The following is a 12,607-nucleotide window of genomic DNA, read 5'->3' as shown; positions in this document are numbered from 1 at the left end:
TCCCCCTGAGTGTCCTGAGTCAAGTAAAGAACAGCATATAGATGATGCCGACGACTATAAAGCCGCCGCACAGGGTGAGCAGAACTTTCGCCAATGTTTCCATATTCCCTCTCCTTACGATATACCGGCTCCTATGACATAGGATAATCCGACTGAAATGACCAGTGAAATAAAGCCTACCGCCCGGTTATCATTTTCAATTTCCTCATCGATCCTGAATTTCGGAGTCAGGAATTCATAAATAAAATACCCGATCAACAGCAGGAAAAAGCCAAACACACCCCACCCGATCGTCGTGAGGATGGTATCGTTATGACTGATGGAATGCCGGAAAATATTCGCGATCCCGAATATTTTCCCTCCCGTTGCCATGGCCACGGCCATATTTCCTTTTTTGATTTCTTCCCAGTTCCGATATTTCGTCACCAGTTCAAAGATCGCTAAGAACAACACCAGACAAAGGATGACCACACTGTAATTCCCCGCCGTCTGAACAAATTCATTTTCCCAAAAGTTCTCCATCGTAAAGCTCCCTTTACCGTGTTATTTAAATTGAACGACCGTTACGCCGGTTCCACCTTCACCTGCATCCCCGAAACGGATATTCTTGACCGACCGGTGATTCTTTAAGTACTCCTGTACTCCCTGTCTTAAAGCTCCCGTCCCTTTTCCGTGGATGATGGAAACGCGTGGGTAGCCTGCAAGCAGGGCGTCATCAATGTACTTTTCAACCCTCGATAAGGCATTTTCAAAACGCTCTCCGCGCAAGTCAAGTTCAAGGCTGACATGAAAATCTTTCCCTTTCACCGTCGCGAGGGGTTTCGTTTCGACCTTTTGCTGGGATTGAATGAATTCAAGATCCGACTCCTTCACTTTCATCTTCATGATGCCCATTTGGACCTGCCATTCCTTCGCTGATACCCGCTCGATCAAATGACCCTTTTGATCGAAGCTCAGCACTTTGACTTCGTCCCCGGCCTTCAATTCATGGTTGGATCCAGCCGCTTTCTTCTTTTGACCCGTTTTCAGCTTGGGAGTCGCATCTTCAAGCTGCTTTTTCGCCTGGATCAATTCATGTTCTTTGATCTGAGCCGACTTCTCCTGTTGCATTTTCCGCAGATCCTTGATGACCTGTTCAGCTTCCGCCTTCGCTTTTTCAACGACCTCACTGGCTTTTTGCTGTGCTTTTTCGTATAGGGTATCCTTCTTCTCGTAATACTCCATCATTTGCTTCTGCATGTCTTTATGCATCTTCTCAGCCTGTCTCAACAGCTCATGGGCTTCCTCGAGCTCCCGTTCACCCTGCCGCCTGCTGTCTTCAAGTGAAGCGATCATATTCTCGACTTCCTTGCTATCGGTACCGATATGGGACTTCGCCCGTTGAATGACACCATCTGACAATCCAAGACGTTTGGAAATGTCAAAGGCATTACTTCTTCCCGGGACCCCTAGCAATAGCTTATACGTGGGACTTAATGTCTCTACATTAAATTCCACACTGGCATTCACGACTCCTTCACGATTATACCCATACGCCTTCAACTCTGGATAGTGAGTCGTCGCCACGACCCTTGCCCCTGTTCCATGAACTTCATCAAGGATGGAAATCGCCAATGCCGCCCCTTCCTGAGGATCGGTACCGGCACCAAGCTCATCGAACAGCACCAGACTCTCATGATCGACCTTTTTCAGTATGTCGACAATGTTCACCATATGGGAGGAGAAGGTACTCAAACTTTGTTCAATGGATTGCTCATCCCCTATATCAGCGTAAATCGTGCGGAAAACACCGACCTCGGAACCATCAAGTGCCGGGATCGGAAGACCTGCCTGTGCCATCAAGCTTGTTAAGCCCAGTGTTTTCAATGTAACGGTTTTACCCCCGGTATTCGGCCCGGTGATGACGATGGAAGAAAATTCATTCCCGAGTTCAATATCATTCGCCACTGCCTCATCGATGGGCAAAAGGGGATGACGTGCTTTATTCAGCTTCACCCGGCGTTCATTATTGATCGTCGGCTTTGACCCTTTGATCGATCGTCCGAATTTCGCCTTGGTAAACATGAAATCCACGTCTGACAGGACGTTGACGATCAGAAGCAGTTCTTCTCCCGATTCTTGTACACTTTCAGACAGTTCCTGAAGAATCTTCTCGATTTCCGTCTGCTCTTTCAAACGAAGCTCACGCAGCTGGTTATTTAGCTGAACAATCGCTTCAGGCTCGATGAATAACGTCTGCCCGGAAGACGATTGATCATGGATGATTCCGCCATATTGCCCCCGGTATTCCTGTTTGACCGGGATGACGTACCTGTCATTCCGGATGGTGATGATCGCATCGGATAGCATCTTCTGTGCGTTGGATGAACGGATCATCCGCTCCAGCTTCTCCCGTATCCGCCCTTCATTGGCACGCAGCTGGGTCCGGATCGTACGGAGGGTTTCACTCGCCGTATCCAATATTTCACCGTTGTCATCCACCACTTTACGTATATCCTGTTCTAAATGAGGAAGCGGGATGACTGTCCCCATCTTGCCTTGTAAAAGGGGAATATCCACCTCTTCCTCCAGTAGCTCTTCTACAAAAAGGGTCAGCTTCCGGCTTGCCCGGATCGTACTTGCCACCTGAACGAATTCAGACGGAGAGAGCATACCGCCGATTTGGGCACGCTTCACGTGAGGGCGTATATCAAAAATACCGCCAAGCGGGGCATGACCTTTCAATCTGAGAATCGTCATGGCTTCATCCGTCTCTTCATGAAGAGCGGTGATCTCTTCATAATCGACCGATGGCATGAGGGAGGAAACCCTTGCATGACCAAGGGCAGATGCAGCAAATTGCTTTAATAATTCTTTGATTTTATCAAACTCTAACGTTTTTAATACTTTAGAATTCACGGAATGTATTCCACCTTTTATCAGTTTCGGTTAATGTATTGTATGAACTCATTTTTATCCCATGTATTGATGACCGTATCTTTCTTGATCCAACCTTTACGTGCCGTACCGACACCCACTTCCATAAACTCCAGGTGATCGATACTGTGGGCGTCCGTGTTGATGACGAGCTTCACACCCTGCTCCTGTGCTTTCCGGATGTTTTCAGCAGACAGATCCAGACGATTCGGATTGGCATTCAGTTCAAGGGCCGTACCGGTTTCCTTCGCCAATTGGATAAGAAGATCCATATCGACGTCATATCCTTCCCGCCTCCCGATGATCCGGCCAGTAGGATGGGCGATGATATCCACATGGGCACTTTCCAATGCCGTCTTCAATCTCTCCATGATTTTTTCACGGGGCTGCGAAAAGCTTGAATGAATGGAAGCAATGACGAGATCCACTCTCTTCAAAAGGTCATCATCATAGTCAAGGGTACCGTCAGGAAGGATATCCATCTCGATCCCTGAGAGGATTTCTATATCATCATACTTTTTATTCAGTTCCTTTATTTCATCGATCTGCTTCACCAACCGTTCGGGAGTAAGGCCGTTCGCCACCCGCAGATACTGGGAATGGTCTGTGATCGCCATATAATGATACCCCTTGGCACGGCATGCCTCCACCATCTCTTCTATGGAATAGGCACCGTCGGACCATGTGGAGTGCATGTGAAGATCGCCCTTTATATCATTCAGGGTAAGGAGCGGATAATCCCCCTTGAACGCCTCCACTTCTTTTCCATCTTCCCGTAGCTCAGGCGGGATCCACGGAAGGTCGAAGTGATGATAAAATGCTTCTTCGGAATCGAATGTTTTCACTTCACCTGTTTCACTATCCTCAACGCCATATTCACTGATCTTCTCTCCGCGTTCTTTGGCAAGCTGGCGCATACGGACGTTATGATCCTTCGATCCGGTGAAATGATGCAGGGTCGTGGCAAATTCCTCAGGCTTCACGATGCGGAAATCGATGCTTACATCCCAATGGTACTGGAGGGTCAGTGACACCTTCGTGTCCCCGGCTGCAATCGTCTCAACGATATTCGGCAACTTCAGAAGCCCTTCCTTCACTTTTTCCGGGTGCTCGGTCGAGATGATGAAATCCAGGTCTTTAATGGTTTCTCTCATCCTTCTTAAGCTGCCGGCTCTCGAATACGTTCCGATGCTGTCGATTTCAGAAAGATAGCCTTCTATTTCTTCCGCGATGCTCATCATAAAGCCGATTGGAAGTCGGTCCGGTCTTTTCCCAACCTGTTCAATGGAAGCAAGGATTTTTTCTTCGGTCTTTTTTCCGAAGCCTGCAAGTGCCTGTACTCTGTTCTCTTTACACGCTTCTTCCAGGTCCTCTATGCTTTCGACTCCCAGCTCACTGTATAGCTTCGCGATTTTCTTCCCCCCAAGACCCGGCAATTGCAAAAGTGGGATCAACCCCTTCGGCACTTCTTCCTTCAGCCCTTCAAGAACAGAAGATGTCCCTTCCTTTATGTACTCTTCAATAACGGAAGCCGTCCCTTTGCCGATTCCGGCGAGCTTCGTGAAGTCGCTGATTTCCTGCAGGCTCCGGTCATCATTCTCAAGGGCCGCTGCCGCTTTTCGGTAGGCGGATGTCTTAAACGAATTCTCGCCTTTCAATTCCATATATATCGCAATGGTTTCTAATAATTTTATAATATCTTTTTTATTCAAGGGATTCACCTTCAATCATAGAATTATCCACGTTCACTTCGAAATCCAGAACGTCTCCAATTATATAGTAGCAAAACTGTCAGAAAAAGAAAAAAGACTGACTTATAAGATGAACAAATCGTTAATGGCTTTCCTAACGAATGTAAGTTGCATACTTATAGTCAGCCCTTTTTCAGGCTACATATTCAATCCACCAGGATTTCACCATATCGGAGAAAACAGGAGTATGTTTCACCATCGCTTGTGCAATGAATGAGTTATTGATGAAAGTTTGAACCGACTCGATCGGCAATAATACCGCAATATACAAAAGTATGAATATCATTAAATAAGATTCAACAAAACCGAGTATCCCGCCGCCAAGAACATTCAGCTGCTTCAATAGTGGAAGATGGGCGACAAAGTCAAGCATCGATCCGATGATTTGAAGAATGATGCGTACTGCAAAGAAAATCATTGCAAACGCAATTACACGGTAATATGCCTGATCCAGATGGGTCGATTCAAAAATCATATTCAACGTGGATTGCTCGTCCAATACAGGATAAGGAATCCATAAAGTCAGCTTCGGTGCAAGCTGATCATAGTATATGTATGCTACAATGAAAGAAACGATAAATCCGAAAATGTGGATGACCTGCAGAATGAATCCACGTTTTAAACCTATTAAAAACCCTATCACCAGGATGACCAACAACGCTAAGTCCAACATCTATATTCAATCCTTTAATCGTTTAATTTCCCGTTCAAGCTCTTCAAACTTTTCCTGAAGTTTGAGATAATCATTTACGGCATTGACAGCCGTCAAGACCGCAAGCCTGCTTGTGTCGAGAGATGGATTCATGGAGTTGATTTCTCTCATTTTGTCATCCACTTTAGAACAAACGTATCGGATTTGACTTGTTGATTCAGTCCCAACAATCGTATACTGTTGACCATATATGTCCACCGTGGTGCGATTTTTTTGTTCTTCAGACAACCTGAAAGCCCCCCATTCATAAGAATCCTACACATAATCATACCATGAAATCTTTTGATTATGGAAGGAATTTGTCATATACACTCACATTTTTTATTAAATTCAAGATATTTGTCATAAGGAGAGAGAAACTTGGCCAATACCGTCATACAAACAACAAAAGATACAATCGAGAAAATGAAAAGTCATTACAAACATGCATTAATCGAGAAACTGCCGCCGGGGGCAGTCTTTGTCGCAAAATCCTCAGGCTGTACGATCACCGCTTATAAATCGGGTAAAGTAATGTTTCAAGGGGCAAACGGAGAAGGAGAGGCAAGCCGGTGGGGAAGCAGCGCACCAGCCAAGGTGAAATCCCCTTCCAAAGGGACTGCCACCCTCCCCGAAAATTTCGCAAATTGGTCCGTCATCGGTTCTGATGAAGTGGGGACAGGAGACTTCTTCGGCCCGATCACCGTGGTGAGCGCTTACGTAAAGAAAGAGCAGATCCCACTCATGAAAGAGCTCGGGGTCAAGGATTCCAAAAACTTATCCGACCCTCAAATCATCAGTATTGCCAGGGACCTGATTTCCACCATTCCCTATTCACTGCTCATTCTCCACAACCCGAAATACAATGAGATGCAGGCAAAAGGAATGACCCAGGGGAAGATGAAAGCACTCCTTCATAACAAAGCCATACTGAACCTGCTGGAAAAGATGGCACCGGAACAACCAGAAGGCATCTTGATCGATCAGTTCGTCGAAAAGAATACATATTTCAAACACATCGCTGCCCAAACGAAAATCCAGCGGGAACGCGTATACTTCAGCACAAAAGGCGAAAGCATCCACCTGGCCGTCGCAGCGGCATCGATCATCGCCCGGTACGCCTTCTTAAAAGAAATGGACAAGCTGAGTGCCAAAGCAGGTGTGGAAATACCGAAAGGCGCCGGTAAACACGTAGATGTGGCAGCCGCGAAGATCATCAAACGAAAAGGGATCGAAGAATTACAGTCCATGACAAAATGGCATTTCGCCAATAGTGAAAAGGCGATGAGGTTAGCGAGGAAATGAGGATGATGGCCCCACTGGTTTTGTTGGTGGGGTTTTTGTTTGTGTTTTTGGAGGTGGGTGGTGTTCAGCAGGAGAATTTCGGTTGGGATTCAGCTGCTGATTTTTCTTTGTATTTCAGCAGGTGAAGTTTGGTGTTTTTTTAGCTGTTGAATGTTGGGGATATTTCAGCAGGAGAATTTCCCCGTTTTTTCTCCTGCTGAATAAACGTCATATTTCTCCTGGCAAACCCCCTCAACATCCAAACAATCCCCCATCACAAAAAAAGATGCCAGACCAATGTCTGACACCTCTCCCCAAAAGTCGAATTATCCTCTCAATTCGGCTCCTGCTTTTTCTTTTACGGCAGCAAGTACTCCATCATGCACTTTCACCACTTCTTCATCGGTCAATGTTTTGGCCGGATCGAAGTATTTCAGGGAGAATGCAAGTGATTTCTTGCCTGCTTCCATATGCTCGCCTTCATACAGATCGAAGACGGACACTTCTTTCAGAAGTTTTCCTCCTGCTTCTTTGATGATGGCTACCAGGTCCCCGGCTTTCACATCCGTGTTCACTACAAGGGCGATATCCCTTGTGATCGATGGATGGCGAGGGATCGGCGTGTAGCTTAATGCCGGTTTTTCATAATGGAAGACAGGTGATGCCTTCAGTTCGAACACATACGTTTCGTTAAGATCCAGTTCTTTTTCCGCTTCCGGATGGATCGCTCCGACGAAACCGATCACTTCGTTGTCAAGTAAGATCTCGGCCGTACGTCCAGGGTGCATGCCGTCTATGGTTGCCTGACGGAATGAAATAGCCTCTGATACACCGATTTCTTCGAACATGCCCTCCAGGATCCCTTTGGCCACATAGAAGTCGACAGGCTTTTTCTCGCCTTGCCAAGGATGCTGGTGCCACAGGCCGGTCAGCGCTCCTGCAATATGCTCTTCTTCCTGTGGAAGTTCTTCGCCTGTTTCCGTTAAGAATACGGATCCCACTTCATAAAAGGCCAGAGAATCATTTTGACGGGCTTTGTTATATGAAACCACTTCAAGCAGCTGCGGGATGATGCTTAAACGAAGGTTACTGCGTTCTTCACTCATCGGCATCAATAAGCGGACAGGCTCCCTTACGTCCAACGCGTATTGGCTTGCTTTCTTGTCGTTTGTCAATGAATACGTGATCGCCTGCAGGAGTCCCGCTCCTTCCAGGTATCGGCGGACCGTACGGCGCTTCAGCTGGTGATTCGAAAGGCCACCAGGTGTTGCCTCTCCTTCTGGAAGTGTCATCGGAAGATTGTCATAGCCGTAAAGGCGGGCCACTTCTTCCAGTAAATCTTCAGGGATGGTGATATCCCCTCTTCTTGTAGGAGCCGTTACGACGAATGTTTCGCCGTTTACTTCTGCATCAAATTGAAGTCGGCGGAAAATATCTTCCACTGTATCAACGGAAATGGCTGTTCCAAGTGAAGAATTGATTTTTTCTAGCGTAATCTCCACTTTCACTGGCTCTACGTCCAATTCATTAAATAAAACAGTGCCTTCGAGAACTTCCCCTCCGGCATATTCAGCCATCAGTTCAGCCGCTCTTTCCCCGGCTTTCAGGACACGATTCGGATCCACACCCTTTTCATAACGGGTGCTGGCTTCGCTTCTGAGTCCGTGGTCTTTCGATGCACCTCTGACAATCGCACCGGTGAAGTATGCTGCTTCAAGAAGGACCGTCGTCGTATCGTTCTGGACTTCTGAATTTGCTCCACCCATCACGCCGGCAAGGGCAACGGGTTCAGTCCCGTTCGTAATGACAAGCTGGCTCTTTGATAGCGTTCTTTCCGCATCATCAAGGGTCACGAATGTTTCGCCGTCATTTGCACGGCGAACAAGGATTTCCTTTGAACCGAGGCGGTCGTAGTCGAAAGCATGGAGCGGTTGACCATATTCCAACAGTACGTAGTTCGTAATGTCGACTACATTGTTGTGGGGACGGATCCCTGCAGAAATCAGTGCATTTTGCATCCAAAGTGGAGATGGACCGATTTTGACATTTTTGATGATTTTAGCCCCGTAAAGAGGATTATCTTCTTTTGCTTCTACTTTTACCGATACATAATCCGAAGCTTTTTCGCTGCCTTCTGATACCTCCGTCACAGGAAGCTTCACGTCACGGTCCAGGATGGCTGCGACTTCATACGCCACTCCAAGCATGCTTAAGCAATCAGAACGATTGGGTGTCAATCCTAATTCGAGGATCGCATCATCAAGATTTAGTAATTCAACCGCATTGCGACCGACTTCAGCCTCATCACTGAATACATAGATCCCTTCTGCATGCTCTTTCGGTACGAGCTTCCCTTCGACTCCAAGCTCTTGCAGGGAGCAGATCATCCCGTGGGATGCTTCGCCGCGAAGTTTGGCTTTTTTGATTTTGAAGTTACCAGGAAGGACCGCCCCTACTTTCGCGACAGCCACTTTTTGGCCCTTTGCCACGTTCGGTGCCCCGCAAATGATTTGGACAGGCTCTTCTTCCCCTACGTCCACAAGGCATTTATTTAACTTATCCGCATCGGGATGCGGCTCACATTGCAGGACATGCCCGACGACCACATTTTTGATCTCTTCGCCGATCCGTTCGACACCTTCGACTTCGATCCCGCTTCTTGTAATCTTCTCTGCCAACTCTTCAGGTGTGACACCTGACAGGTCTACATAATTTTCTAACCATTTATATGAAACAAACATGTGTTAGTACCTCCCTATCGTTTTCTTTACTCTTGTGTTCCGAACTGTGTCACAAAGCGAGTATCGTTTGTGTAGAAATGACGGATATCATCGATGCCGTATTTCAGCATGGCAATACGTTCTGGTCCCATACCAAACGCGAAACCTGTATATTTCTTCGAATCGAATCCAGCCATTTCAAGGACATTCGGATGAACCATCCCTGCTCCAAGGATTTCGATCCAGCCCGTTCCTTTACATACGCGGCAGCCTTTTCCTCCACAGATCTTACATGAAATATCCATCTCGACAGATGGCTCTGTGAATGGGAAGAAGCTCGGGCGCAAGCGGATTTCACGGTCTTCACCGAACATTTTCTTGGCAAATACATTCAGCGTTCCTTTCAGATCACTCATCCGGATGTTTTCGTCGATGACAAGACCCTCGATCTGGGTGAATTGATGTGAATGTGTCGCGTCATCCGTATCACGTCGGTACACTTTCCCGGGACAGATGATCTTGATGGGACCGTTTCCTTTGGCCAGTTCCATCGTTCTTGCCTGAACCGGTGACGTGTGGGTACGCAGAAGGGTTTCTTCCGTAATATAGAAAGAATCCTGCATATCACGTGCCGGATGTCCTTTAGGGAGATTCAGGGCTTCGAAGTTATAATAGTCCTTCTCCACTTCCGGTCCTTCAGCAACCGTATAGCCCATGCCGATGAAGAGGTCTTCGATTTCTTCCACGATCATCGTCAGGGGATGGTGATTCCCTTTTTTCACTGGGCGGCCAGGTAACGTGACATCGATCGTTTCAGATTGAAGCTTCTTTTCGACCGCTTCTTTTTCAAGAACAGCCTGCTTTGCTTCGATGGTTTCGGTGATCGCCCCACGGACTTCATTGGCAAGTGCCCCCATTTTAGGACGCTCTTCTGCTGAAAGTTTCCCCATTCCTTTTAAGGCTTCGGTGACAGGTCCTTTTTTGCCTAAATAAGCAACTCGGATGTTGTTCAATTCTTTCAGATCTTGTGCTTCGTTCACTTTTTCGATGGCTTCTTGTTGAAGGGATCGTAATTTGTCCTCCATTGTTCTTCCTCCTTTAATGTATATCGTCCGAATGTTTCGTTGGATTGGTTTTTAAACAAATAAAAAAACCCCATCCCAAAAAGGGACGAGGTTTATATCGCGGTACCACCCTTATAAGCATATCCACAGGGGGATCTACTCACTTCATTCAGATAACGGCTTATGCCGGAGCATCTTTACATTCACATTGGAATGGTCCCGATGCCAACTCGAGAGGTGAAATGTTCACATCATGTTTTCTTAAGAATGCTTACAGTCCAGGGCATTCTCTCCCTTGAAGAAGGTCATGTGTTACTTTCCTCTTTCAACGTTTTTAAGTTATATGTGCATTATTATAGTGAATTTCACGGCATAATTCAAACCTTTTCACGAAATTCACTGCCCATTTTTAAAATGATACAATAAAATGCCTGCCGCAATGGCCACATTCAAGGATTCACTCTTACCGTAAATAGGGATGTAGAGGTTCCGGTCCGTTTCCTTTAAAAGCTCCTTCGACATGCCGTTCCCTTCATTCCCTACGATGAGGGCATAAGAAGATTGCGGGCTGATCGACGTGTACTCCACTCCGTTTTCAAGCGCCGTCCCGTACACGGGGATGCTGCGCTCTTTCAGGGCTGTAATGGTTTCAGACAGTTCTTTTCTGACGATGGGAATATGAAAATGACTTCCTTGTGCCGAGCGCAACACTTTCGGATTATAAGGATCCACCGTCCCTTTTCCCAACACGACCATATCGATTCCCGCCGCATCGGCTGTGCGGATGATCGTACCGATATTGCCAGGATCCTGAAGACCGTCGAGAAGCATGAATGTGCCTGCCTGATCAGGGTCATGCTCGTCTTCTCTCTGCCTGCAAATCGCAAAGATCCCTTGAGAGGTCTCGGTATCAGCGAGGATTTTCCCGACTTCATCCGATACCATGGTGACAGAAACCGAATCCACCGTCCATTTCTGTGGAAGATCGATTCCTTCCACGAGGATCAACTCAAGGACCGTATCCTCCTGCTTTAATGCTTCTTCCACAAGGTGAAATCCTTCAATGATATATGTGCGGGTGAGATCCCGTTCTTTTTTCGTCAATAATTTCTTCCACTGCTTCACAACAGGATTTTTCGAGGATTGAATATACTTCAATCGTATCCGCTCCTTTTGATTACTATTCAAGGTCTCATTATACCTTAACTTCCATACATAATAAATTCAATTTGAGACAAGATAACAATGAATTCCTCATCCTAGCACAAAGGAGAAATGCGTGATGAATCTTAACTTACGAAAAGCGATCATACACAATGTATCTGGAAACAACCAGGACGAATTGAGAGACACTATTGTCGATGCCATCCAGGGAGGAGAAGAAAAAACCCTTCCAGGTCTCGGTGTACTCCTTGAAGTCTTCTGGCAAAACGCCGATCCCGAGGAACAGAAAATGGTCCTTGAAACATTAGAGGAATCATTGCAGCAGCAACAAATGCAATAAAGGCATGGGCAATCCTGAATCGGGGTTGCCCATGTTTTTTCCCTTGGATGGTTTTAGCCTCACTCCTTCAGTGGTAATACAACATACATAAGAAAACGAAGGGGGAGAAAAAGGGATGAGTCAGGATAAAAGCGCCTTATTGATCATCGACATGATTAATACGTTTGACTTCCAAGGGGGAGAAAAAATACATGAAAACACAATGAACATCGTCGGAAACATCCGGGATTTGAAGAAGAAAGCAAAGGAAGCCGGGTTGCCTGTCATCTATGTGAATGATAACTACGGCCTTTGGCAGGACAATATGAATGATATCATCGAAGAATGCAAAAAAGGGAAAGGCAAAGATGTAATCGAAAAACTCCATCCCGATACAGACGATTATTTTATCATCAAACCGAAGCACTCGTGTTTTTTCGGGACACAGCTTGATATCCTGCTTCATCAGCTGGACGTGAAGCATCTGATTCTAACAGGGATCGCAGGTGACATCTGCGTGCTGTATACCGCCAATGACGCCTATATGAGGGAGTATGACATGTCGATCCCAAAGGACTGCATGGCATCCGAAACCAAGGAGGACAATGAAAGCGCGATCCGCATCATCAAGAAGACGATTGACGCCGATATGACCTCTTCGAAAGAAATGACGTTTAAATGAAGGCAAAATAAAGAGA

11 protein-coding genes are annotated in these 12,607 nt (G+C 46.4%); 3 read left to right on the top strand and 8 right to left on the bottom strand.

Annotation, left to right across the window (positions count from 1 at the left end; genetic code table 11):
* Nucleotides 1-114 precede the first annotated feature (114 nt).
* The 5 genes from N5C46_RS21500 to zapA all read right to left on the bottom strand — a co-directional run bounded on the left by N5C46_RS21500 (nt 115) and on the right by zapA (nt 5,607).
* A complete protein-coding gene (locus N5C46_RS21500; RefSeq protein ID WP_098439680.1) occupies nt 115-522 on the bottom strand; it encodes a DUF350 domain-containing protein in 408 nt (135 codons plus the stop codon).
* A 21-nt stretch (nt 523-543) separates the two neighbouring features.
* Nucleotides 544-2,898 carry an endonuclease MutS2 gene (locus N5C46_RS21495; protein WP_261750180.1) on the bottom strand — a complete coding sequence of 785 codons (2,355 nt, stop codon included), beginning with the start codon at nt 2,896-2,898 and terminating at the stop codon, nt 544-546.
* Between the two features lie 20 nt (nt 2,899-2,918).
* Nucleotides 2,919-4,628 carry a DNA polymerase/3'-5' exonuclease PolX gene (gene polX, locus N5C46_RS21490; RefSeq protein ID WP_261750179.1) on the bottom strand — a complete coding sequence of 570 codons (1,710 nt, stop codon included), beginning with the start codon at nt 4,626-4,628 and terminating at the stop codon, nt 2,919-2,921.
* Between the two features lie 172 nt (nt 4,629-4,800).
* Nucleotides 4,801-5,340, bottom strand: a complete 540-nt coding sequence (locus N5C46_RS21485) for a CvpA family protein (RefSeq protein ID WP_034757049.1) — start codon at nt 5,338-5,340, stop codon at nt 4,801-4,803.
* A 6-nt stretch (nt 5,341-5,346) separates the two neighbouring features.
* A complete protein-coding gene (gene zapA / locus N5C46_RS21480) occupies nt 5,347-5,607 on the bottom strand; it encodes a cell division protein ZapA (RefSeq protein WP_034757046.1) in 261 nt (86 codons plus the stop codon).
* 132 nt (nt 5,608-5,739) lie between these two features.
* On the opposite strand from zapA, the gene rnhC reads away from it, so the two are divergent.
* Nucleotides 5,740-6,663 (top strand): ribonuclease HIII, encoded by a 924-nt coding sequence (rnhC, locus tag N5C46_RS21475; protein WP_261750178.1) that lies wholly within the window; start codon nt 5,740-5,742, stop codon nt 6,661-6,663.
* A 305-nt stretch (nt 6,664-6,968) separates the two neighbouring features.
* Here the strand turns inward: rnhC and pheT are convergent, their stop codons facing one another.
* The 3 genes from pheT to N5C46_RS21460 form a co-directional block, all read right to left on the bottom strand.
* Nucleotides 6,969-9,383 carry a phenylalanine--tRNA ligase subunit beta gene (pheT, locus tag N5C46_RS21470; RefSeq protein WP_261750177.1) on the bottom strand — a complete coding sequence of 805 codons (2,415 nt, stop codon included), beginning with the start codon at nt 9,381-9,383 and terminating at the stop codon, nt 6,969-6,971.
* Nucleotides 9,384-9,409: 26 nt separating this feature from the next.
* Nucleotides 9,410-10,447 (bottom strand): phenylalanine--tRNA ligase subunit alpha, encoded by a 1,038-nt coding sequence (gene pheS, locus N5C46_RS21465; protein ID WP_229593940.1) that lies wholly within the window; start codon nt 10,445-10,447, stop codon nt 9,410-9,412.
* A gap of 375 nt (nt 10,448-10,822) precedes the next feature.
* Nucleotides 10,823-11,584, bottom strand: a complete 762-nt coding sequence (locus N5C46_RS21460) for a TrmH family RNA methyltransferase (protein WP_261750176.1) — start codon at nt 11,582-11,584, stop codon at nt 10,823-10,825.
* A 124-nt stretch (nt 11,585-11,708) separates the two neighbouring features.
* Between N5C46_RS21460 and sspI the strand changes: the two genes are divergently transcribed.
* On the top strand, nt 11,709-11,930 hold the full coding sequence (gene sspI, locus N5C46_RS21455; RefSeq protein WP_034757033.1) for a small acid-soluble spore protein SspI: 222 nt from the start codon (nt 11,709-11,711) through the stop codon (nt 11,928-11,930).
* A gap of 115 nt (nt 11,931-12,045) precedes the next feature.
* On the top strand, nt 12,046-12,591 hold the full coding sequence (locus N5C46_RS21450) for a cysteine hydrolase family protein (protein WP_261750175.1): 546 nt from the start codon (nt 12,046-12,048) through the stop codon (nt 12,589-12,591).
* The last annotated feature ends 16 nt before the right edge of the window (nt 12,592-12,607 follow it).

The organism is Rossellomorea vietnamensis, from assembly GCF_025398035.1.
GTDB lineage: Bacteria > Bacillota > Bacilli > Bacillales > Bacillaceae_B > Rossellomorea > Rossellomorea vietnamensis_B.
This window is presented reverse-complemented; position numbering and strand designations above follow the sequence as displayed.